The organism is Sphingobacterium chungjuense (assembly GCF_011316935.1).
Taxonomy (GTDB): domain Bacteria; phylum Bacteroidota; class Bacteroidia; order Sphingobacteriales; family Sphingobacteriaceae; genus Sphingobacterium; species Sphingobacterium chungjuense.
This window is the reverse complement of the sequence record NZ_WLYS01000002.1, coordinates 504,711-529,367: the sequence shown is the minus strand read 5'-3', so window position 1 is coordinate 529,367 and position 24,657 is coordinate 504,711. Positions and strand designations below refer to the sequence as shown.

Annotated in this window: 22 protein-coding genes; 18 read left to right on the top strand and 4 right to left on the bottom strand. The window is 42.4% G+C overall.

All coding sequences use genetic code 11. The annotated features are described in order from the left end of the window. Positions 1-16: 16 nt before the first annotated feature. The 8 genes from GKO22_RS07070 to GKO22_RS07035 all read left to right on the top strand — a co-directional run bounded on the left by GKO22_RS07070 (position 17) and on the right by GKO22_RS07035 (position 9,311). Positions 17-1,387, top strand: a complete 1,371-nt coding sequence (locus GKO22_RS07070; protein ID WP_166333583.1) for a RagB/SusD family nutrient uptake outer membrane protein — start codon at positions 17-19, stop codon at positions 1,385-1,387. 23 nt (positions 1,388-1,410) lie between these two features. Further along, positions 1,411-2,745, top strand: coding sequence for a beta-carotene 15,15'-monooxygenase (locus GKO22_RS07065; protein WP_166333582.1), 1,335 nt, complete (start codon positions 1,411-1,413; stop codon positions 2,743-2,745). 20 nt (positions 2,746-2,765) lie between these two features. Then, on the top strand, positions 2,766-4,235 hold the full coding sequence (locus GKO22_RS07060) for a hypothetical protein (protein WP_166333579.1): 1,470 nt from the start codon (positions 2,766-2,768) through the stop codon (positions 4,233-4,235). Between the two features lie 20 nt (positions 4,236-4,255). After that, positions 4,256-5,692: a rhodanese-like domain-containing protein gene (locus GKO22_RS07055; protein ID WP_166333577.1), complete on the top strand. Its 1,437-nt coding sequence runs from the start codon at positions 4,256-4,258 to the stop codon at positions 5,690-5,692. 27 nt (positions 5,693-5,719) lie between these two features. After that, positions 5,720-6,367, top strand: coding sequence for a hypothetical protein (locus tag GKO22_RS07050; protein WP_166333575.1), 648 nt, complete (start codon positions 5,720-5,722; stop codon positions 6,365-6,367). Positions 6,368-6,380: 13 nt separating this feature from the next. Further along, complete coding sequence (locus tag GKO22_RS07045; RefSeq protein ID WP_166333574.1) at positions 6,381-6,539, top strand: hypothetical protein; 159 nt, start codon at positions 6,381-6,383, stop codon at positions 6,537-6,539. Between the two features lie 52 nt (positions 6,540-6,591). Beyond that, positions 6,592-8,016, top strand: coding sequence for a phytoene desaturase family protein (locus GKO22_RS07040; RefSeq protein WP_166333572.1), 1,425 nt, complete (start codon positions 6,592-6,594; stop codon positions 8,014-8,016). Between the two features lie 68 nt (positions 8,017-8,084). After that, a complete protein-coding gene (locus GKO22_RS07035; RefSeq protein WP_166333570.1) occupies positions 8,085-9,311 on the top strand; it encodes an MFS transporter in 1,227 nt (408 codons plus the stop codon). A gap of 3 nt (positions 9,312-9,314) precedes the next feature. Here GKO22_RS07035 and GKO22_RS07030 read toward each other — a convergent pair whose 3' ends face one another. The 3 genes from GKO22_RS07030 to GKO22_RS07020 form a co-directional block, all read right to left on the bottom strand. Continuing rightward, positions 9,315-9,917, bottom strand: a complete 603-nt coding sequence (locus GKO22_RS07030; RefSeq protein ID WP_166333568.1) for an HD domain-containing protein — start codon at positions 9,915-9,917, stop codon at positions 9,315-9,317. Positions 9,918-9,998: 81 nt separating this feature from the next. After that, positions 9,999-10,409: a C40 family peptidase gene (locus tag GKO22_RS07025; RefSeq protein WP_166333566.1), complete on the bottom strand. Its 411-nt coding sequence runs from the start codon at positions 10,407-10,409 to the stop codon at positions 9,999-10,001. 170 nt (positions 10,410-10,579) lie between these two features. Then, the gene (locus tag GKO22_RS07020; RefSeq protein ID WP_166333564.1) at positions 10,580-10,909 is read right to left on the bottom strand and encodes a hypothetical protein; all 330 of its coding nucleotides are present in this window, start codon (positions 10,907-10,909) and stop codon (positions 10,580-10,582) included. Positions 10,910-11,062: 153 nt separating this feature from the next. Here GKO22_RS07020 and GKO22_RS07015 point away from each other — a divergent pair, with 153 nt between their 5' ends. Then, a complete protein-coding gene (locus GKO22_RS07015) occupies positions 11,063-12,112 on the top strand; it encodes a type I restriction endonuclease (protein ID WP_166333562.1) in 1,050 nt (349 codons plus the stop codon). A gap of 18 nt (positions 12,113-12,130) precedes the next feature. Here GKO22_RS07015 and GKO22_RS07010 read toward each other — a convergent pair whose 3' ends face one another. Then, positions 12,131-13,048: a hypothetical protein gene (locus GKO22_RS07010; protein WP_166333560.1), complete on the bottom strand. Its 918-nt coding sequence runs from the start codon at positions 13,046-13,048 to the stop codon at positions 12,131-12,133. A gap of 416 nt (positions 13,049-13,464) precedes the next feature. Between GKO22_RS07010 and GKO22_RS07005 the strand changes: the two genes are divergently transcribed. From GKO22_RS07005 to GKO22_RS06965, 9 genes are all read left to right on the top strand, one after another. Next, complete coding sequence (locus GKO22_RS07005) at positions 13,465-13,623, top strand: hypothetical protein (RefSeq protein WP_166333558.1); 159 nt, start codon at positions 13,465-13,467, stop codon at positions 13,621-13,623. Between the two features lie 112 nt (positions 13,624-13,735). Further along, positions 13,736-15,421, top strand: a complete 1,686-nt coding sequence (locus GKO22_RS07000) for an ATP-binding protein (protein ID WP_166333556.1) — start codon at positions 13,736-13,738, stop codon at positions 15,419-15,421. Between the two features lie 12 nt (positions 15,422-15,433). Then, a complete protein-coding gene (locus GKO22_RS06995; protein ID WP_166333555.1) occupies positions 15,434-16,099 on the top strand; it encodes a response regulator in 666 nt (221 codons plus the stop codon). Between the two features lie 218 nt (positions 16,100-16,317). Then, on the top strand, positions 16,318-18,324 hold the full coding sequence (locus tag GKO22_RS06990; RefSeq protein ID WP_166333553.1) for a phospholipase D-like domain-containing protein: 2,007 nt from the start codon (positions 16,318-16,320) through the stop codon (positions 18,322-18,324). 22 nt (positions 18,325-18,346) lie between these two features. Further along, the gene (locus GKO22_RS06985; RefSeq protein WP_166333551.1) at positions 18,347-19,366 is read left to right on the top strand and encodes a hypothetical protein; all 1,020 of its coding nucleotides are present in this window, start codon (positions 18,347-18,349) and stop codon (positions 19,364-19,366) included. A gap of 87 nt (positions 19,367-19,453) precedes the next feature. Continuing rightward, positions 19,454-21,199, top strand: coding sequence for a tetratricopeptide repeat protein (locus tag GKO22_RS06980; protein ID WP_166333550.1), 1,746 nt, complete (start codon positions 19,454-19,456; stop codon positions 21,197-21,199). 73 nt (positions 21,200-21,272) lie between these two features. Beyond that, entirely contained in the window at positions 21,273-21,974 is a 702-nt protein-coding gene (locus tag GKO22_RS06975) for a response regulator transcription factor (RefSeq protein WP_317165705.1), read from the top strand. Next, positions 21,958-23,340, top strand: coding sequence for a HAMP domain-containing sensor histidine kinase (locus GKO22_RS06970; protein ID WP_166333548.1), 1,383 nt, complete (start codon positions 21,958-21,960; stop codon positions 23,338-23,340). Before GKO22_RS06975 ends, GKO22_RS06970 begins: the two co-directional genes overlap by 17 nt. Positions 23,341-23,418: 78 nt before the next feature. Next, positions 23,419-24,618 (top strand): porin, encoded by a 1,200-nt coding sequence (locus GKO22_RS06965; RefSeq protein ID WP_166333546.1) that lies wholly within the window; start codon positions 23,419-23,421, stop codon positions 24,616-24,618. Positions 24,619-24,657 lie beyond the last annotated feature (39 nt).

Genomic DNA, 24,657 nt, shown 5'->3' with positions numbered 1-24,657 from the left:
TCTAATCGAAATCAACATGAAAATCACGACATATTTTATACTTTTTTTGTCATCACTAACCTTTACCAGCTGTGAATCCTTTCTGGATGTACAACCCAAAGATGCCGTTTCGGATGAGGTCACGATCGTAGATCGGACTTCGGCAGAGACGGCAGTGCGCGGTATCTACAGCGCACTCCGTGCTGATGGCTACTACGGCTATAGCTTTCAGATTTTAGGCTTTTTCTCGGGAGATAATATTGTTTACAGTGGTAGCCAGACCGTGCACCAAACATTGACCAATCATTCCGTGCGGTCTGATCTCGCGGTGCTGGCCACGGTGTGGAATCAGATATACCATACCATTAACCGCGCGAATCACGTCATTGCCAAAGTGCCGACTTTGCCTGTGACTACAGGATTTACGGAGGAGAATAAAAATCAACTCGTAGGCGAAGCATACTTCGTTCGCGCATTGGCTTATTTTGATCTGGCACGTACATGGGGTGGTGTACAGCTTATTCTGGAGCCGACGAGTTCAGCAAGTTCTTTGCCAGATCTACCAAGAAGTACTTTGCAGCAAACCTATGAACAAGTACATCTAGATTTGCAACGTGCGGAAGAGCTGCTGCCAGCCACCACAAATCGTATTCGCGCCACCAGACAGAGCGCGCGCGCATTATTGGCTAGGTATTATTTGTATCAAAAAAACTGGGATCAAGCAATTCGCTACGCTTCATACCTGATCGAAGATCAGACAAATTATGGCTTAGTAACTCCGTATCATTCCTTTTATTCTAATAATGCGTCGAATACACGCGAGTCGGTGTTCGAGCTTTTTTACGACGTGAATAATACCAATAATCAGGCAGGACAGTGGTTAGCCAGTGCCAATGGCGGAACAGCGTGGATTCGTCCTTCTGGGACAATTTTTAATTTGTTGACCAATCCGGAAATCGGTGGCGATCGTTCTTCCTTGGTGTATCGCACAGCGACCGCTACCGAACCCAATGTACTGATCGGCAATCTATATTATCGGGTGAATCGTACTGATCCAGCTTTCCTCATACGTACGGCCGAGCTGTATCTCATCAGAGCCGAAGCGTTGGCAGAAAGAAATGGTGCTGGCGATCTACTCGCAGCAACGACAGACCTGAATGCTATACGCGACCGCGCAAATGTGCCGCTATTTACGGAACCATCCAATCGTGCTGCTTTGATTCTAGCCATTGAGCAAGAAAATAGGGTAGAGTTTGCCTTAGAAAATCATCGTTGGTACGACCTCATTCGTACAGGTCGAGCGCAAGAAGTGCTGAATATATCCGACGTAAATAGGTTGCTGCTTCCTATTCCTTTTTCACAAGTTGCTATCGATCCGAATCTAACGCAAAATCCCGGATTGGATTAAATCTTTCACTTAACATGACCGCTGTGAGTACTATATCAAAATCAAATTACCGCTTGCTGTTGGAAGTCAGCTTCCTGTTCTTCCTGATTTTATCTATCCCATATGATCCGTATCTCTACGAATCTTTGTCCAACGGGTCGTTGTTTTCATTTGAAAATGCCTTTCAGTTGGCCACTTATCGTACGTCTTTTGTTAGCGAAGGCGCGTATGTTGGTTCAGATGTTCCGGGCTATTATAATTGGTTAATCGCGCTCGTCACTGCTTTTGTACTCGTTTTTGTTTTTGGGAACTATTTTCGCAAACGATGCCAATGGGATGACGAGACACTCTATTATTGGTTGCGCGTTTTGCTGCGCTATCGCTTAGCGCTGGCTATCACTTTTTTAGGAATAGTCAAAGTTTTACCGATCCAAATTCCTGAACCGACGCTCAGTGACTTGCATACAGAGTACGGCGATTTTTTGCGCTGGAAGCTCTATTATCTCACGAATGGTATCGCCACGGCTGGGTATCTCCCACTGATTGGGGCACTGGAAGTGATAGCTGGTTTGCTATTGTTGCATCGTCGTACAGCCGTCATCGGCGCTGGTTTATTAATCGCGGTATTGCTCAATGTCGTGATCGTCAATTATGTGTATGACATTGGAGAACAGGTCTACAGTTCTTTTCTACTGCTTGTCGCGAGCGTTATTTTTCTATACGATCTACCCCGGTTTTATGGTTTGCTGGTAAGTCACACTGGCGCTTCGCCAGATCTTTTCGTACCAAAATATCATCATCTTGTATCTCGTTCGCGTCCCTATCTACAAGTGGTCTTTCTGTTGCTCATTGCGGGCTTTAGCGTGCAATCGTATGTGGTTTGGAAAGATAGCCGATATCCTTTTCCCGAGCAGCAAGGCGTCAGCAAATGGAAGGGCGTGTACGATGTGAAAGATTTTGTGTGGAACGGGGATACGTTGGCTTATTCTCTAACGGATAAAAATCGTTGGAAGGATGTTGTTTTTGAGGAATGGAATACCGTAAGTATACGCGAAAATTTTACGGTAAAGCCAGACAGCTTGAAGCCACGAATATCTGCTCAAAATGCCCGAAACTTTGAGTACATAGGTAATGGTGGTCGTCGTTTTTATCGATATGCTTACCGTAAAATAAAAGAAAACGAGCCCGCAAGCTTAGTGTTGGACGGACAGAATGATCCGCAGCGAAAGTTTGATTTTCTAGTGGATGAGGTAGATGATGCCACGCTTATTCTCAGGGGGAGAGATCAGGCGGGCAATGCCTTACAAGTACGGCTCGAAAAGCAAGCGAAGAAATACTTGCTGCAAGAGGGGAGACGAAAACCTATCCGCATTTATTAATCTATTAATTCTTAGACAAAATGGCATCTGTATATACAATAGCACCTAATGACGAGTTGAGCCAGCGCACTGTCTGGAGATATTGGGAAAAAGTAGGATTTCGATTCGCTTTTATCTTCTTTATTCTGATGGTGATCCCATTGGATGGGAAATGGTATGACAAAGTGATTGCACCAGATTCTCTCTATGATTTTCTAGCCAGCATAGCAGGTGGCTCTCGATCCGGTTGGATCAGTATCGAATCCGAAAGCGGCACTTGGGGATTTGCATCTTATGTGTCTTGGTGGTTCACGGCGCTAGTCGCCGCTCTAGGAAGTGCGGTGTGGACGATATTGGCTCGCAATAGTCAACGAGACAACTACACGGTGCTTTATTATTGGCTTCGCGTGATTGTGCGCTACCGCATCGCATTTGGTTTGATTGCCTTTGGCTTCATCAAATTCTTTCCGATGCAGATGCCATTCCCATCATTGGCCAATCTGAATACAGATTTCGGAGCGTATGCGCCGTTTAAACTGTATTGGCAGATTGTTGGGATATCATACAAATACGAGATCTTTCTCGGGTTTTTAGAAATAGCCGCAGGAGCGCTGCTTTTCTTTCGCGGTACGACAGCGATTGGCGCGATTATCAATGCTGGTGTGCTATTTAATATTGGGCACGCCAATATTGCATACGATGGCGCTGTGCATGTATATAGCTCTTACTTTGTGTTGTTGTCTATCTTTCTGTTATTACAATATATGCCTGATATCTGGCGATTATTCATCAAAAGAGAAGCGGTAATTCCGCATTACTACACACCTGTTTTTCAAAAGAAATGGCTACGCATTGGCCATGTGGTGATCAAGTCAGTCATTATTGTACTTTTCTTATTTGTATATGGTTACTTCAGGTACGATCGATTTTACAATGAAGGTCGTTTGAAAGAACCCGTGTTGCCAGGTTTGTCGCAAGCAGCAGGGCATTATCAGGTGAGCACATTTGAACATAATGGCAAGGTGTTACCTTATAATCCGAATGATTCGGTGCGCTGGCACGAAGCTTTCTTTGAACGCTATTCCACCTTGGTGTACAAAGTAAACAAGCCAGCAGATATCGATCTAGGAAATGGTACACCCGCCTTAAATGATGTGCTGAAAACGTATGAATTTACGGGTAGAGCAGGCGGAAAGACCTATTTGTATTATGAGATTGATTCGCTAGAGAATAGCCTATATCTAATTGATAAGAACAGGAAGTTTAGCGCTGATGAACGCAAACTGTTGGACAAAAAGTTGGATGTAGGCCTCAAGGCTTTGTATGGAACCGCTGTCGGTGATGGACTCGGGATATTGCGTTGGCACTATGAAAGACCAAGCACCGGACGCATCGTGCTGAAAGGGCTGGATGCCGAGCAAGATTCCATCCATATAACGCTAGATAGATTAGATGAGCAATACCTTACAGGCAAGGAATGGTATATGGAGAATCATCTATTTACCTATTAATCAACTTATTAGTTCATGATATGAAAAGACGATTATTTATACATCAATCTCTATTGGCGATCGCTATTGCTGGAAGCAGCAAGATGCTGGCCTGTACCGGTTCGGGCCGAAAAGCAGTAAATTATGAGATTAAACAATTTGAGGATGAGGGTTTAGCCCAGTTTTCTTATGCGATAGAAGCGAATAAGAAACTAGTCATCATCGATCCGTCGAGAGATCCGCGTCCTTATTACGACTATGCGGCAGCACGCGGAGCGGAGATTGTTGCGGTCATAGAAACGCATAGCCACGCCGACTTTGTGAGCGCTCATTTGCAAGTACATCAAGAGCTTAATGTGCCTGTTTTGGTGAGCAAGTTGGCCAAAGCAACATTTCCACATCAAGACTTTGATGAGCCAGATGTATTCCCAATAAGCGACCAAGTTTCGCTACGCGCCATTAACACACCCGGGCATTCTGCTGATAGTATTTCTGTGCTTTTGTTGGTCGACGGCAAGGAGGTGGCCGTATTTACAGGCGATGCACTTTTGCTGGGCGGTGTCGGTCGGCCAGATTTAAGGGAATACTCTGGTGAAGCTGCCTCACAACGGGAATATTTGGCCAAACAAATGTATGAAACCATACAGCATAAATACAGTCCATTGGCCGACGATGTATTGGTGTATCCAGCGCATGGAGCAGGGTCTTTATGTGGACAAGCACTGAGTAAAGAAAAGGTAAGCACCATCGGGCAGGAAAAGAAAACGAATTTCGCTTTCCAACCGACGACGCAAGAGGCTTTTGTCGCACATTTGCTGCGCGATCAACCTGATATACCAGCCTACTTTCCTTTCGCTATCGAAGTCAATAAAAATGGTGCGCAATCACTGTTGCCAGCATTAAGCGCTGTGGCTCGGTTGGCTGCGATATCGCTCAATGAGTTGCCAACTTTTATAGTAGATACGCGCCCAGTCGAACAGTTTCGCACAGGGCATTTTATCGGATCAATAAATATCCCCGATCGACTCAAATCAGAAACTTGGATCGGCACTTTGGTAGAACCCAATGAACCATTCTATTTGGTTGTAGAAGATCAGGCGAGCATCCAGCCGCGACTAGAAAAAATAGCTAAGATCGGGTACGAAGCTTTAGTAAAGGGCGTGTTGGTGTATGAGGAGCAACAAAAAGGTCAGCAATCGGCGTCTTTCGACACGACGGCCTTTGAAACACAGTCGGGGCAATATTTGATTTTGGATGTGCGGTCTGAAGACGAAGCCAAAGCAAAGCCTGTATTTGCCGATGCACAAGTCATTCCGCTCACGCGGCTCAAAGATCAGCTTGCTCGTATCACGACTGACAAACCTATAGTGGTGCATTGTGCTACAGGCTATCGCTCGGCAGTAGCAAGTAGCTTAATTAAAAAATATAAACCCGAAGCGCAGGTGATAGACATCGGTGAAAAAATTAAAAATTATTAGATAGATCACGCTAAAAAACGAAAATATATGAAAAGGAATATGCTATGGGCGGTATGTGCAGGATTGGCGATTTGTTTTGCCAGTTGTCATGATCCGCAAGCTGTTAAAAATGCGGTAAAGAATGCAGATGCCGCGATCAACTATGGCGATGCTGCCAAATTCAAGCAACAACTAGAAAGCCTCAATGATAGCAGTCGGGTGCACGTTACATTGCCCGATAGCCTACCTGTGGTATACGCTACAGAGGATGAAGTGCTCCATTTAGAAAATGGTATTGTGCTGTTTGGCTGGCCTCGTTGTCCGTGGTTTCGCAATGCGGTAGAACCCTTGTTTGAATTTGCTAGGGAAGAGCATGCAACGATCTATTACTTGGATATTTATGATATCCGAGATACCAAAGAGTTGGTTGACGGTCAGGTCTCGACCACCAAAGAAGGTAGTGCAGGCTATCAAGCTATATTGAAAAAGTTTGATGCGATCTGGAATCCATATACTGTGCTGGGTGTCGATTCTATAAAACGTATTTCATCGCCTACGGTGCTGTTTATAGAAAAAGGCGAAGGCGTACACAAGGTAGTATCCACTGTGGTGTCACAGACCGAGCCTGCGGTTAAGCTGACAGCCGCCCAGAGAGAAGAACTCAAAACACGTTATCGTAAATATTTTACCCTTTAAATACATCATTATCATGAAAAAAATCTTTAAAGCAACCTTGTTTTTATCCGCACTAATCTTAATGTCATCTGCTTGTGGATCGGCGAGCGATAAGAAAAACGATGCTGTAGTTGACGCGACAGATTCTACAGCAGTCGCCGAGGATGAACAACCAAATACAGGATGCGATTAATTTGTAATAGCTTTACTTTCTTTGTATATTAAATCCATAGCCCGATGTATGCATGAGCAGATATGACACCATTATTGTAGGATCTGGCCCGAATGGGCTTGCCGCTGCTATTACTTTGCGACAGCAAGGTCTTGCTACGCTTTTGATCGAGGGCGATGAGCAAATTGGTGGTGGCATGCGAACGAAGGAACTCACGCTGCCAGGATTCAAGCACGATGTCTGTTCGGCCATACATCCTATGGCGATGGCTTCTCCTTTCTTTAGTTCGCTGCCGTTGGCAGCGCATGGGTTGGAATTTGTGACGCCAAAGTACGCGGCTGCTCATCCCTTGGATAATGGCGATACTGCTTTTCTGCACAATAGCTTGTGTGATACGGTTGCCGGACTCGGTAAGGATGGCAAGCGTTATCAAAGCTTGATCGAACCGGTGTTAGCACATTGGGAATCATTGGCCAAAGCCATCATGGGTCCCTTACGGTTTCCTGAAAAACCGCTGAATTTGGCTGCATTTGGTTTGCACGCTTTGCAACCTGCCAGTTGGATCGCAAATCGATTTAAAACGGATCAAGCGGCGGCATTGTGGGCAGGCATGGCGGCACACGGCATCCAGCCGTTGAGCAATTGGACCACATCGGCTATTGCTTTAGTACTTTCGGCTGTGGGTAATAAATATGGCTGGCCCATACCAATTGGAGGTTCGCAAGCCATTGCCAATGCTTTGCTGAGCTATTACACATCATTGGGCGGGGAATTGCAAACGGGGACTTGGGTAGAAGATATCGCAGCATTGCCTTCGCATACGACTTTGATCCTTGACTTGACACCAAAGCAATTATTAGGGCTGAAAGGTTTGAAGTTTTCACTAGGATATACCCGACAATTAGAACAATTTCGGCAGGGTATGGGCGTATTCAAGATCGATTGGGCACTGTCGGAGAAAACGCCTTTTCTAGATTTGCGCTGTCAAGAGGCGGCCACCGTACACCTAGGTAACACCTATGCCGAAATCGCTGCCAACGAGCAGGCCAGTCATCTCGGTAAGAAAGTAGAGAAGCCGTTTGTGTTGTTTACACAGCAAAGTGCATTTGATAGCCAACGGGCTCCCGAGGGCAAACATACGGGTTGGGCATATTGTCATGTGCCGAATGGTTCGCCGGAAGATTACACCAAAGAAATCGAAGCACAAGTGGAGCGGTTTGCACCGGGTTTCCGAGATACGATCTTAGCAAGACATACTTACAGTCCGGCGCAGCTAGAAGCGTACAATCCCAATTATGTGGGCGGCGACATCAATGGAGGAATTATGGATATCTTCCAATTGTATACACGACCAACGAGATCGCTAACACCATATCGTACATCGCTTAAAAATGTATATATCTGCTCGTCGTCTACGCCTCCAGGCGGTGGAGTACATGGTATGTCGGGTTATCATGCCGCGCAGACCGCATGGAAAGATCACTTTGACAAGAGATAACTCCAATAAATATTTATGCTTTTTTTGAAAATATTTTTTTGTAGTTTCATTGCGCAAACCAATTGTAAATGAACGGACAAATCAATAAGAAGAACACTATTCTGATAGTTCTGGTGGCCTCGCTCGGTTACTTTGTAGATATCTACGATCTAATTTTATTTTCTGTAGTACGAGTCAAAAGCTTGACAGATCTGGGTGTATCGGAAGATGATATGCTACGCGTTGGTGCTACGATCATCAATAGCCAAATGTTTGGCATGTTGGTAGGCGGGATTTTGTGGGGTGTGCTGGGCGACAAAAAAGGGCGATTGAGTGTCTTATTTGGTTCTATTATCACGTATTCGCTAGCCAATATTGCCAATGGATTTGTCACAAGTGTAGATCAGTACGCCATCGTTCGTTTTATTGGTGGCGTCGGTTTAGCAGGCGAGCTTGGCGCTGGAATCACGCTGGTGACAGAAACTATGAGTAAAAAGAATCGAGGTTACGGAACGATGATCGTGGCTGCAGTTGGTTTGTTAGGTGCGGTGATGGCTGCCTTAATTAGCGCTCGATATACTTGGCAAGTAAGTTATTTTATTGGTGGTGGAATGGGTTTGCTATTACTCACCTTACGGATTGGCTTGGTCGAGTCGGGCATGTTTAAAGAAACGACCGACAATAAACAGGTGCAACGAGGTAATCTCTGGATGCTATTCAACAATTGGTCTCGACTCAAAAAGTACTTGTGCTGTATTTTAATTGGTTTACCGCTTTGGTATGTAGTGGGTGTATTGATTACCTTCTCGCCAGAATTTGGTAGAGCCTTGAATGCTACCGGCATTATAGATGCGGGTAAAGGGATTATGTATTGCTATATCGGTATTTCGATCGGTGATGTGGTTGCTGGTTTATTGGCTCAAGTACTGAAATCTAGAAAAAAGGTGATGCTGATTTTTATCTTACTTACCACCGTCGTCGTAGCGATCTACCTCAATTCTTTTGGTCTTACGCCAGAAGGTTTCATTCTGTTAAGTTTACTGTTGGGTTTTGCATCTGGCTATTGGGCTACGTTTGTTACCATTGCCGCAGAGCAATTTGGCACCAATCTAAGAGCCACGGTGACCACCACCGTTCCGAATTTTGTGCGCGGATCCTTAGTAGCTATTACCTTAGGTTTTCAATTTTTCAAGGATCAGATCGGTATTCTGGAAGGGGCTATGGTAATTGGGGCGATTACAGTTGTGATTGCACTATTGGCCTTGAGCCAATTAAAAGAGAGCTTTGGTAAAGATTTAGATTACGTAGAAGAGTAACTACTAATCAGTCGTATTCTTTTTCAAGAATCCTTTTTTTACGCCTTCGTTAATAAGGGTTTCTCCATACGTCCATAGATCTGCAGCACCTTCTTTGATCACGCTTTTCTTGGCATATACTTTCTCATAGTTTACTCCAGGCTCATGCCAGGTGCCACCATTGTTGGAGCTATTTTGTAACAAAGGTTCTAAGCGATCCATTGCTCGGGCAAACTTGGCTTCTGCAGTTTTTCCAGCCTCAAACTCCTCCCAAATTGCAATTAATTCTATTGCGGTTTCTTCGGGCAATAGCCCGAAAATGCGCTGTGCTGCCAGCCGCTCTTCATCGGTATTGTCGTGGCTCTTTTGTGTGTCGTAGATAAAGGTGTCACCTGCATCAATCTCCACCACATCATGAATCAATACCATTTTAAGCACTTTCAGTACATCCACCTTCTCGTTAGCATGCTCGGTTAGTACGATGGCCATCAGTGCCAAGTGCCAGCTGTGCTCTGCACTATTCTCACAGCGATCGCTGTGAAAGAGCTTCGTTCTACGCTGAATATATTTTAGCTTATCGATCTCTTTGATGAAGGCAAGTTGTTTTTTCAGATTCTCAGTCGTCATGTCTTCTTAGTATATACACGGATGCACTTTTGAAAGGTAAAGATACAATTCTAAAAGTCGGGAAGAAATCGCAGATTTTGATTAGAGCACGCGGACTATTTTCATAAACCTACGTTGGTAGCTACCTTCAAGCTTCGTTTCAGTCACGGCTTGTGCTTTACCAGAGCTGGCATGTATAAACGCTATACCTTCTTTATCATCGTTGGACATGATAATACCCACATGTCCAATGCTGCGGTTGGCGGGATTGGTTCCAGTAAACAAGATAATATCGCCTGTTTTAGCTTCTTCTAATGTAACATCTTGTCCAGCCTGTCCCATACCAGAAGAACTTCTCGGTAAGCTGATCCCAAATTCCTTGAATACATAATACACAAAACCGGAGCAATCAAAGCCATTGCTCGGACTGGCCTGGCCGTACCGGTACCTCACACCCAAGAATTTTTTAGCAAATGCGATTACCTCTTTTTCGACCACTGTACTAGAATTCATGGCTCGATAGACGCTCACTTCTGAAACATTATTTCGGTAGGACTCGTTGGGAAATTTGGCATTTAACGAATGATTATTCAGTAAACACAAGCCCGTCAGGCAGGATATTTTGATAAGATGCGCTGCTTTCATTTAAGCAAAACTACGGAAAATCAGTCAATTGCCCTGATTTAGTTACATAAGCTGCGATCCACATACGTTTTATTGCCGTTACTGTTGATGTAATAGCAGCCTCCGCGCGGTCCGCGAATATACTGACGCGAAGACCGTACTGCAGATGAATTTTTTTTCACTGCTGTAGTGCCTCTTTTGTCAGTCGCCGTGCCACTGATCGCGGATGATTGATCTCTGGCCGTACTCACATCATATTGTACATACGACCAAGTTCCGTCAGGCTTTAAGATAACCCTTTTTCCATCCGTTGTTGTAGCATATTTATTTTGTGCTAGTAATGGATGCGTGAAAAGAATATTCAATAAAAGGAAGTAGACGATTTTCATGGGAATAATTTTGATGCCGCAAAAATGCCATTTTTTATGAACTGCAATTGGGGTTTCCCGTAATGCGGCATTGTATCAGGCGATTACCTTTATTTTCTGAAAGATAAAATACTTCGCCAATACTAATTAATCATTACAAAACGAGATTATAGTATGGATTTTAAAGATGAAATTCGCCAATTTGGGAAGCGCGTAGATCGGCTTTTACCACAAATCAAAACCGAGGAGGCAACCAAAACCTCTCTTATATTACCTTTTTTGAGAATCTTAGGATACGATGTATTCGATCCTTTTGAGGTCCATCCGGAGTTCATTGCAGATATTGGTATTAAAAAAGGCGAAAAAGTAGATTATGCGATTCTTCGCGAAGAGAAGCCGACCATCCTGATCGAATGCAAGCATTACGCGGATGGTTTGGATCCACACAATTCGCAGCTGTTCCGCTATTTTCATACCACCGAAGCTAAATTCGGTTTGTTGACCAATGGGATAGAATACCGTTTTTACACGGATTTGGTTACACCAAATAAGATGGACGAAAAACCTTTCTTCGAATTTAAGATCTCTGATATCAGAGACAATGAGATACAAGAGTTGCGGAAATTTCATAAATCTGTTTTTGATTTAGATAGTATTTCAACTGCAGCGAGTGACCTTAAATACTCTACAGAACTGACGATTCTAGTGACAGCAGAAATGCAACATCCTACCGATGAATTTGTACGTTATTTTGCTAAACAGGTGTACCCAAGTGTAGTGACTGCCAAAATCCTGGAGCAATTCAACCCGTTGGTTAAAAGAGTTTTCACACAGATTGTACATGACCAGATTGCTGAGCGCTTGAAAAGTGCACTGAAAAAAGAGACGGATACAGAAGAGCAAACCGCTATGCCGTTGTCAGAGCCTGATTCACTTATCGTGACCACGCAGGAAGAGATTGATGGTTTTTTAATTGTCAAATCGATCTTGCGTAAGGAGATTGAGGTAGGTCGGATATTTATGCGTGACAATCAATCGTATTGCGGGATTTTATTGGACGATAACAATCGAAAACCTATTTGTCGATTCTACTTTACGCCAAACCGACTTCGTCTCGGGTTATTTGACAAGGAAAAGAAGGAAGCGAAAGTGGATCTTCAGCAATTAGATGATATATATCACTACGCAGAGCAGCTCGCCGAAACCGTCACCAACTACGAATAACGAAAAAGGAGCAGTAGATTAATCTACTGCTCCTTTTTCGTTATTGACTTTGCCCATAGCGTATTTCTCAATGATATATTCTGTTGCCGCTTTGAGTGATCGATGCGGATGGACTGGATGAAGGCCGGGGCAGGTGAAAAATTCAACTTCCGTGTCGATTTTAGAATACCATACTTTATTAACGTGATCTTTTGTTAAGGTGTCCTTTCGTGTGATTCGCTTGAATTGCTGTTGCTTTTCACTATTCAAGGCAATGATGTCGAGCTGAGGATCTACCTCGTCGCAATGAATAGCAATATATTTTTCTCCATCCCAATACATACACTGTTTATGTGGCCATGAGTAAAATGCCATGAGCAGCGTAATTACAAGCGCGCTTGCCATAATCGATAATGACTTTTTGTCTTTTAAGTTCCAGTTTACACGTACGGGTGATGGTGTGTCCGGATTCTCCGTAGGTGGCATTTCTGTTTTATTACTACCTATTGTAGTTGGCGGATCCTCATCGGTTTCCAGTTCCTTGTCAGCCTCTTTGTCTCCGTCATCGTCCGATATTACAATTTCACCTTCATCAACCCCCATTTCTTTCCACACAGTGTATGGTCTTGGTTGAAAGTCAATGAAGATGGAAAGTAGGATAATGGTGTCATCCGTTGGGATCGTGGTTCTTCCTTGAATAAAGTATTGAATGGGCCTGAACTTGTCGATACTTTCATTTGTGATCGCTCGTGTCAGATTTTCAAACTTCTTCGCAGTGTTGAAGATTTTTTCCAGCGAAGGAATGTCCTTTTGCAATTCCCCGGATACAAGTTTTGATAAAAGTAAATCTTTCAGCTTGGCTGGCGAGATACTTTCTAATTCATTAAGATCATTATCTGCTTTCTTCTGTAGGTAGAACTCGATAACGGCTTTATTAAAGTCAATTATTGTTGGCATAGGTACAAAATTACGTCTATCCACCTATCGGAATTTACGGAAAACCATAAGCCTTTTTATGTATCCCCATCACTTTCTTTCGTCGGAAAAATCGGAATTCCATCGGAATTTACGGAATAGCTTCGGAAAGATCGGAATCATCGGAAATACCTTTCTGCCAGCGTGTTGAGCGCTATACATTTGCTTTCGGAATCAGGTAATAGATTAGTTCGTTCTTTCCAGGAAAGATACGAAACAGATTCCAAACTGAGAAAATACTGCGGCATTCTTTAGCCGGTTTGGGAAGCAGCTTTAGTCTTCCGCAGTACGATCTCCTACTTCCCAAAAAATCAGAAGGCCTTCTGAAAACAATTGTAGCAATCCCATGCACGGCGCATGCGGACCTACCAAGTTTTTGACTTTTAATTTTTTGAGCAATGTGGTATTTAATTTTTCTTTTAATGATCGGACAAGGTGGACAAACAACTCCTACTACAGGACCAGACGGACAAGTAACCATCCAAAATACGGGTGGAGATGGTGATGGAGGAGAAGCAGGAACAATTCTTCCGCCAAAACCGCCAGTAAAACCGTAAAACAATCATAAAAACGGATATATTTCAGAAGGGCAACTCATTGTTGCCCTTTTTTTGTTTATTTCTGCGTATTATTCTATACTTTAGTTGAGTAAATCGACCTATTCATATTTTGAAATTTCCCATATATATCTTTGTCTTATTTGTCATTCTATCTTGCGCCGATAAGCCCGAAAGTATTCCTTCGATATCGGTAAACAAAGAGTATGAAGAAGCTTATTCTTATTTGGATGCCGGTAAACCTGATAGTGCATTTTTGCGCTTTAGTCAAGTGAAAGATCACTATCAAAATATCAATGATAGTTTACATGTCGCAAACTGTTTAATAAATATGGCTGTTATTCAACGAGACGCTGGAGATTATTTCGGAGCCCAAGAAACAGCTTTACAAGCCAATGATTATCTGAATGAGCATAAGCTGGATCATTATCCATATCTTAATTCAAATTTCAATACTTTGGGAACAATAAGCCGTGAACTCAACAACTATGATGATGCGCTGTCTTTTTTTGAAAAAACATTGAAGTATTCTCAAGATTCTGCTAACCTTTCTATTATAGAGAATAACATCGCTTTAGTTTACAAAAGTCTTAAGCAGTTCGGTAAGGCAGATAAAATATTCCAGAATATTTTATCGCGACCTTATTTGAAAAGTATAGAATATGCGCGTACGCTATCCAATCGAGCTAATGCTCGATCGGATCATAACTCATCCTATGTAGCAGCTCCAGATTTATTGAATGCATTAGCCATACGTGTTCAGGAGAAAGACATTTGGGGTCAAAATGCGAGCTATGCGCATTTGGCTGATTATTACAAAGAAAAACGTCCAGATTCCTCGTTGTTCTACGCTAGGAAACAGTACGCTACGGCATTAAAACTTAAAAGTCCAGATGCACAGGTAAATGCCTTGAGGCGATTAATCCAAACGGGAAATAGGGATTCCTTACAAACGTACTTCGCAAGTTATAGTACACTTACTGATAGTTTAGAAAATGCCCGTAATGCTGCGAAAAATCAATTTGCATTGATTCGGTATGAAGTCGAGAAAAACAAAGCCGATAACCTACGTTTGGAAAATGATAACGTGGAAAAATCTGCTCGGCTTTCCCGACAACGTGTGATGACTGGTGGACTTGCCTTACTCCTTATTGTCGGCGGTGTAGGAGGCAGATTTTGGTATCGGAAGCGAAAGGAAAGGTTGGAGCTAGAAGCACAAAACAAAATAAAAGCCAGCAAGCTGTCTACATCCCGTAAGGTACACGATGTGGTGGCTAATGGTATTTATCGCGTGATGAGTGAGATCGAATATAACAAGGAATTGGATCGAGATAGCTTGCTGGACAAATTGGATATCATGTACAATAAGTCGCGTGATATATCGTATGAAGCGGAAGAAACGATCGAAGCGCCTAGTGCGTATCACGATGCACTCGGGGAAATGCTAAAATCTTTTGCCAAGTCGGATCGCCGTGTATTGATTGCAGGGAACGATGCAGCGCTATGGGAGAACGTCAGCGATCAAGCAAAATCTGAATTGAAGGAAGTGCTGCTAGAGATGATGGTGAATATGGCCAAACATAGTCAGGCGACAAGTGTAGTAATACGTTTTGGTCGAGAAGACGAGCATTTGCATATTCATTATCAGGATGACGGAGTAGGCGTGAAAGCCGACGCACCAAAGGGAAAAGGTCGCCAAAATACGGTTTCCCGTATTCATGGATTGAGGGGAGAAATTATCTTTGCTAGCGAAGTGGGTGATGGAATGAAAATAGATATCCATATCCCGATTCGTTAATAGAATAAAAGTATGTTCAAAAAAATTCTTATCGCAGAAGACCAGCAAAGCGCTAATATCTCGTTGCAGAAAACATTACATGACCTTCAAATAGAGACAACAGATTATGTGTACTATTGCGATCATGCATTATCATGGATCAAAAATGCAAAACGAGACGACGAGCCGTATGATTTGCTGATTACTGATTTAAGTTTCGAACCCGACAACAATACGCAAGTATTGGAGCATGGCACCGATCTGATCCGTGAAGCGAGAAATGTACATCCAGAACTAAAAGTTATTGTATTCTCTGGCGAAAATCGTCCGAGTGTGATTGATGATCTTTTTGAAAACTTGAATATTGATGGCTATGTGCGGAAGGCACGCCACGATGCCGATCATCTCAAACAAGCTATTCACACTGTATATGGCGAAAAACGCTATCAACCCTCTGCTATTAAACAAGCTATTCGAGAAGAAAATTCTTTCGAATTTACCACGGTCGATATCACTATTGTATCCTTATTATATCAAGGTGAAATGCAAAAAAATATTCCTTTTATATTAAAACAAAGACAACTAAAACCGTGCAGTTTGAGCAGTGTCGAAAAGCGATTGAATATTATGAAAGAAGCATTGGGTTTTGTGAAAAACGAACAGCTGGCCGTATACTGCAAGGAGAAGGGGCTTATCTAAAATACCGAGTAACGATCCAATCCTTATATTATTAACTAGGAGACTGCGTTTGTAGTCTCTTTTTTTTGTTTATTTATTTGGTAATCAAATATTTGTAATTTTTTGTCTTACGGTTTTCCGTAAGACAAAATCGAAGTAAGCCACTACTTTTGATGCATTGACAAACCACGGATAAGTCGCATAGTGCGGCTCGACCGTAAACTATGAAATGCATCCCGATGAATTTAAAAACTCTCTTCACCTCCACGTCTGCAGATAAGCAGCCCGTGCCGCTGGATCAACAGATTATTCACGACAATGAGGCGATACATGCCGCCATTGTGTCGCAATTACAATCTGCTCAAAGCGAAATACTGATCGCCGCATCTTGGTTTACCGATCAGGAATTGTTTGATGTTTTAGAACAGAAAATCCTCTCGGGAACAAAGGCCGAGATTATCCTTGCTGATCATGAAGACAACAGACGTTTGCCATTTGATGATTTGGTCAAAAATGGCGCGCTTGTGTGCCGCGTTCGAGGTGCAGGCTATGGGATGATGCATCATAAGTTTTGCGTTATTGATCAAACCAAGGTATTGTATGGTTCGTACAATTGGAGCGTGAATGCTCGAAACAATAACAATGAGAGCATCATGGTGACCAACGACGCTGGAACGGTCGATAAAATGATCAAAATATTTAACGAAACCAAAGATAAAGCAGCGCAGCTGGCGCAACAGTTGGTAGTCGCTCCGGATGACGATAGTGCAAAACCAAAGGATCCGATAGTCGTTAAAAAAGATACCAGCTTTGCGGATGTACTGGATTCTATGATTGCTGCCGAAGTGGCCAATTTTGATCGAGGCTTGCTTCGTCAGCAAGGATTTGATCGGGCCAAATCTACCAATGGCGATCATCAGACATTGCCAAAAGCGCTCGACACGGTTTATTCCGTATTCATCAATGATATTGATGTGATTGATGATAAGAAACGCCGTTTGTTGAGCAAGGTCGAAGAGCAACGGTTAAAAGCTACGGAAGCAGCACGAGATCAATCTGATCTGGGGGTAAATCAATTGGAAGCAGAGCTAGAATTAAAAAAGCAACAAGCTGCTTCGGCAATTGTGGCAAATGATTCAACGATGGCTATTCACACCGAAAAGATCACTATAAACGATCGGAAAATACAGAGTGAAGAAGACCAAATCCGAAAATACGATAACGAAATTAATGAGCAAAAGCTGACGTTTATTCGTCCAGAGCATCGTTATTTTGAGTTACTTCCACTGGTTGTTTTTGGAGCTATTTTACTTTTTTATATATTTATTTTTTACTCTTCAGCTGCCTATATTATGATATACAGTGCCGCAGATGCAGAATACAATCTTAAAACCGGCGTGGTCGATATTCCCGAGGTATTTAATCCCTACGCATTGTCCGATGCTTGGGAAAAAGGGCCTGTCGCGCTATTATTTGTGCTCACTTTTGTGCTGGTTCCGATCGCGTTGGCGGTGCTTAGTCGTATTGCGCGATTCAATTATTGGCGAGATGGTATTACGTGGGTCGGTATTTTTCTGGTAGATGCTGTTATTGCTTATCAAGTAGCTTCGGTCGTGCATCGTGTCATGGTTCTGCGAGGCGACACTATAGAAAAATGGCATTTTACCAAGATTTTTTCGGACACCAACTTTTATCTAGTATTTATATTAGGTGCGCTTGGACTTATACTCTTTAAGTACATCTACAGCAAGTTCATTAGCTATTTTGAAGACCGTAACCCCGATCATGCTGCTTTGAAAAGCAAAGCATTCATCAAACAGCAAGAAGAAGCGAAGCAGCAACGCGTAGAAAGCATCCGACAGCTGGCCGACGATAACGGCGCGTTAGAACAGCAAAATATTCTTTTGAGAGCAGAAAACCAACTTTTGCAAGCCGAAATAGAAGAAACTCCGATTACAGTTGTGCGGGAGAAAGAGAAAGCCTCGCTATTATTTAATCAGAAAAAACAGCATATCCAACAAACGGCAGATATCTATATCAGTCATATCGAGAATGATAACTTGCCTATTTCTTTGCACTCTCTTAAGGATCGGATTAATATTTTTTTGGAAGGCTGGAATGACTTTCTACATCAAGAATATTCCATTATGAAGGCTACCGAAATGTCTATCATGGCAAATAATAGCATCGATTTATGGCAAGAAAATAAAATTATCACTAATAAAATAGATCACCGTGTTTCTTAGCAAAAAATTACTTGTTTCAATTGTGCTATGCACAATATTAATTATTGTCGGCATTACCTGTGTTAAAAACTGTACTACTGTAGAGCCAAAAGTTAATTTTGCGGTATTCGACGATATCCACTACAATATTACCATTGCTCCGGATCTATCCAATCGCATTGATACAGCACTCTATCCAAGAGCATTGTCGGATGTTGCTATTGTAAATGGCTTCATTGACGCTTTTTATCCAGAAATCGTAACTTATGACTTGAGTAAGCAAAAGGAGGGACAGCGTAAAACCGGGCAGAAAGATGTTCTGCGCATTGATTTTATCAATCAAAAGATGGGCGGTGATTATGTGAGGGCTGATATGGAACTAAACTTAGATCGTTATGGCAAAAATCAGGCGGAGCGTATTCAATACCTAACGAATCAGAGTGTAGAAAATCTGAATCAGGATCAGCAAAAATTTAAACGAGCATATAACAAACTAAATGATGCGGCAGTAAACCAGAATGTTAAAGCAGATGTGTGGTCTTATTTTAAGAATGGCATCAAAAGTAGTCTTGTGGATAATAACATTGATTCTGTAATTAATAAAAAGCAAAATAGCATAAGCAGATCTTTCGCCTGCAACGTTCTGGTGTTATTTACCGACGGTTATATAGAAGCTGGTTTGTATGGTAAACAAAATTGTGAGCGGAATAAGTGCTATTTCTTAGATTCAAAAAGAGTGGCTGATTTTAGAACCGCGTTTAAAAAATCGGGATCTAGTGATATAAAAGCCTTTTTCCAGCAAGAAGAATATGGTATTATTCCAGTCGAAAATCCATTGCTCAAAAACCTAAATGTATTAGTGATGGAGATGTACGATCGCTCCATCGATGCATCCGGGAAAGCTACGCATCATCCTTCCGATTGGGAGATACTACAGTTGTTTTGGGATGATTGGTTGACGAAGTCGGACGTAAAATCGCATCGTTTATTGTCGACCGCTAGCTCTCAACAAGAAGCGATACGCCATGCGCAAGACTTTTTGCGAAGCCGTCCCATAGAATAGATTGTCGATAGCAAAAAAATGTTAGGCAGCGCCTTTTGCCATTGAGCTGATAAATTTGCTTAACTTCGCAAATTCAAGCCTATTAGAATGCGACTGCCAACATTATTTAGCCTTTTATTGTCGTTTTTTGTATTCTGCATTGCCTGCACCAATCCTATCAGCAAGGATTTTGTGCAGCAGGTAAATGCTACGCTGGTGCATGAACGAAATGACACCGATGCCACAAGGTCGGCATCTTCTCTTGTCAACCTACGAGGAGGGAATGACCAAGAAAAGCGGATGCTTCAAGTTATTCAGATGATTCGCCAAGCGCAGCACGATGCTGCTAATGATACACAAACTCAGCAAGAAACTGAATGGCTACTAAAAAGAGCAGATTCACTCTCTTTGCAAGTCGGCTATCCGAGTTTGTCAGTGTGGGTCAAATCGCAAATTGGATATTATTATTACCGTCTTACACAGCTGGAACAGGCTTTGCCGTACTTTTTGCAAGCCTCCAAGTACATTGCGATTCCTAATTTTCAATTGGAGATTGATCCCGTAGATTGCCTAATAAAAAATGCGTATTACTTTGGCAATATAGGTGATCATCAGTTGGCTATCGATCATTTAGAACAGGCTTTATTGTCTGAAAATATCGGCACAAAGGATACTGCAATCCTGCACTATGGTCTGGGATACGAGTACCTGTTTCTGGAGGATACCACTAGAGCAAAGGAATATTTTCTGGCGGCCAAAGCTGGAGCTCAATATCGTGATCCCATTCGCTACGCTAAAACCTTGGGCGAACTCGCTCTGATCGAGATGAGTGTGCACAATATGGCAGAAGCAGAACGGCTTTTACTGAATGACATCAAACTATCAGAAGAGCATCATGAAGGACGCAACGCCATGTTTGCACAAATTAGGTTGAGCAGGCTATACATGGACACGCAGCGATGGGAGGAAGTCCGAGTTCAGCTTGATAAAGCAGAAAATTTTGTCGTAGAAAAGGACAATCTATTAGGGTTTCAACAAGAAATTATTCTATTGAAATTGCAGTTATATCAGCATTTCAAGGAGGAGAAATTGCAGCTATCATTATATCAAAAGCTACGTGAGGTAGAGGAGCAACTCAAACATACCGACGGATCGGAAGCCGTTAAGAATGTTAAAATGACGCTTCTGCGCGAACAAGCGGATTGGAATAGATTGGTAAATGAAAGCAAATTACAGAAATCCAATTTAATCGGTATTGCCCTACTGATGATCTGTACATTATTAATCATTTTAGCGGTTTCTTTACGAATCTCAAAATTAAGGTCACTACGCCTGCAACATGCCGTATTTGAACATAAAATTGCTACTATAGAGCTGGCAAAATACAAGTCAGACAGCAGATATGAGCAGGTACAACATACCATACAATCCTATCGTCAATTTATCGAAGAGCGTAATGCAGCGATTGATCATCTCAAAGAAGAGGTAAGCAAGTTAGAAATTGCAACCACGAATACAGATGTCGCACAACGCGAGAAATTGGAAGACCTGCTTTCAGAGCATTTGATGAGTGAAGATAACTGGTATCGTTTCAAACGGGTTTTCGTATCGGAGTATCGCGAATTTTACGATCATGTGATACAGCAGCTAAATGGTATTACAGAATCACAATTGCGAATTGTGTTATTGCAAAAAATCGGTGTTAGCAACCATGAGATGGCCAATCTGCTTGGAGTAGGTCAGGAATCGATCCGTAAAGCGAAGCAGCGATTACGAAAAAAATACGGTTCACATTACGAGGATTGCTTCGATGGGTCGACAAATCTAGCCACTGGTCAGTATACTACTCAATAATTTAAATATATTTGAAGTTATCACTGCCCAGTATGATGAAGTTGCAAATTGAAAATGTAAAATTGGATTAGCTATGATGGAAATACTGTTGATTGAAGATGACACTGCCGTCGTGTCATTAATTCGTCGTGGTCTGGCTGATCCAAACTTCAACATCTCGGTGGCTTTGTCAGGTTCTTCGGGCTTAGAAATGGCATTGTCCAATACCTATGACCTCATCATCTTAGATATTATGTTGCCCGGAATGGATGGTTTGAAGGTGTGCAAAAAGATCCGTGAACATGGTCGTCAAGTTCCTGTATTAATCCTTTCTGCGCTCGATCAGCCCGAAGATATTGTCGATGGTTTTGAAAACGACGCCGATGATTACCTCACCAAGCCCTTCAATATGGCCGAGCTCAAAGCCAGAGTCAGCCGCTTTTTGAGAAAGAAATCAGATCCCATCGAAAAGGAACAAAAAAACTTGCTTTCTTTAGCGGATCTCCACTTAGATCTGAATGGTAAAAGCGCTTCGCGCGCCGGCAATTCCATTGCCTTGACAGCCACTGAATTCAGATTACTCGAATACCTGATTCGCAATGCCAAACGCGTGGTATCCCGTTTAGATATTTTAGAAAACGTGTGGGACATGGAGTTTAATCTGAGCACCAATGTAGTGGATGTCTATATCAATTATCTCCGCAACAAGATTGATAAGGGATTCGACAAAAAGTTGCTACATACAAAGGTCGGCATGGGCTATATCTTAAAAGATCCGGATGAAACTGCAAACTAAGATCATCGTTTTATTTAATCTGATTTGCTGGGCACTTATTGCGGGTTTCGCCGTTTACATTTCCTATTTTACACGAGATAGTTTACGCACCAAATTCTTTCATCGGCTGGAAGAAAACGCCCAAATTGTAGGAAAACATACTATCGAGGAAGCAGAGCATATCAATGAGATTTACTACGAAATTATGCGCACTTATTTGCGCCAATTGTCGGCGGGTAGAGATTACATTATTCGGGTCGATAAACAGTTTTCGGATGTAGCAGTGAAGCCCGATTTGCCATTGCCGCCAGATTTCTACCAAAAGGTGATTGCGCAGGGTAAGGCACAATACATGGATGCCGATACGGCCTATTTATCTTTATATTTTTCAGATCCTGCTGTAGATAAAAATCTCATCGTCGTCTCCTCGGGTAGAGACGATTATGGCTTAGCCGAACAAGAAAATTTAGATCGTACGCTTACCAATACCGCAGGCGTTTGTATGCTAATTGTGGCCTTGATTTCCTATTTGTTTGCCAGACACATCATCAAACCGATCGCTAGTATCAATCAGGAAATTAATAAGATAAGCATAGCTAATTTGCATCTCAGAATTGCTAGCCCACATAAAGCACATGATGAGATTTCGACCTTGATTGAAAGTTTCAATCAGATGATTGCGCGGCTGGAAGTGTCGGTCAATTCTCAAAAAAGCTTTGTTGCAAATGCTTCACATTCATTTCGCACACCATTAACCATCATCAAAGGTGAAGCTGAGTTGGCGGTTCAGATATCCGGATTAAACAAAGAATCAACGCAGTCGCTGCTCCGTATTATCAACGAGACCGATCAGATTATCATCATGATCAATAACCTATTGATGATTGCACGATCAGGTTTAGAAGATAGCAGAAAAGATTATACTAACGTACGTTTAGATGAGGTGTTGTTTCGCGTGTTGAGTTCGGAAAGCAAAGCCAGCGGTCATCCATCTATCTACTTGGACTTAGCCAGCACACCAGAAATAGGAGAAATGCTAGAAGTGTTCGGTAACGAAAACCTGCTGTTCATCGCCCTAAGCAACATTGTGTCCAATGCTTGCAAATACGGAAAAGAAGCCGATGTAACTATCTCGCTTCAAAGTCAGGACGATGATTTTGTCATTGATATCAAAGATAAAGGCGTAGGTATTCCGTCCGAAGAAAAGGATTTTGTGTACGATTCCTTCTTTCGAGCGAGCAATGTGCGGAGTATTCAAGGAACTGGTCTAGGTCTATTATTAGCTAAAAATATTATTGATCTACACGATGGAAATTTGCTAATCCACTCCATCGAAGGCGAAGGCACCCATGTCTCTGTGCTATTGCCCAAGCGCACTAGTCTCTAAGACTATTCTAATCTCATTCTTACCGCATTCTTAAGAATGTAAAGTATCCTTGCTAACACGCATACTTTACATTCCATAATGAAGCAGGTTCTAGCATTATTTTTTCTAAGTAGTTTGGCCTTGCATGTGCAGGCGCAGGAAGAGCGCGAAGCGCTCATTCCCGCATTGGGCCTGAATCAGGTCGACACTAGCGCAACGAGAGAGAACGACCGCTCTCAATTGTTCAAATTTGATTTTTTGATGCGGTCTGCTTTTGATGCCGACAATTTAGGTAAAGAAGATGCTTTGGCACGCTTTAATCTAGAAGAAGCCCGGATTTTATTTCATGGCGACTACAATGATCGGTTGTCGTACAATATTCGCTTTAGGCTCAATCGCTCATTTGCCCAATCAGGCTTGGACAATTCCTCCCAAGCCTTGGATTTTGCTTTCATGAAGTACAAATTCGGAAAAAAAAGAGACTGGTCGGTAACCTTGGGTAAGCAAAGTGCCATGGTTGGATCGTTTGAGTTTCAGAATAATCCTATTTATGAATTCCTCTTTACCGATTATGTTGACAGAATTTTGAATTTATTTGTGGTGGGTGGAAAGCTATCCTATGATCTCAATGCAGATCATAGCTTCCACATCCAAATGTATAATACCGTCAACAATTCTTTTGATACACATTTGGCTAATAATGGATTCGTGGCCGGTGATCTACGACGTGCAAAGGCGCCTATCGGCGGATATTTGACTTGGGTAGGTGCATTTGCTGATCAACGCTTTCACACCAAGTGGTCATACAACTTAGCCCAATTTGCTGAAGGCAAACCCACGCAAGCCGTATCATTGGCCAACAAGTTTTTGACTGCCAAACAAATGGTTTATCTGGATTTGCAATATTCTCATTTGGGCACTGATCATGCGCTCATTGCTTCCAATGCCATTAATGACTTCTACGCAATGACGGGAGGCGCACGCCAACTATCTAAAAATGTTGCGTACAAATCGGCGGTATTGCGCTACGATCAGTTTCTGACAGACAAATGGGAAATCGCTTTGAAAGGTGCTGTTGAAACCGCCGGAAGTAAGGACGACGACACGTTTGGTAGCGATTTTCGTACGAACTACACCTACTTTGCGGCGCTACAACACAAGCCATTTAACAAGCAAGATTTACGTTTTTACCTCGGATATATCGGTAATAATGTATCCTATTCGGATCGATTGGATATGGATCCAGTACAGTTTAGCCGGATTGCTATAGGAGGGTATTTTACGATTCCGGTTTATTAAGAAAAAAGGTATACAAGGTTTTATCTAATTAACATAGAA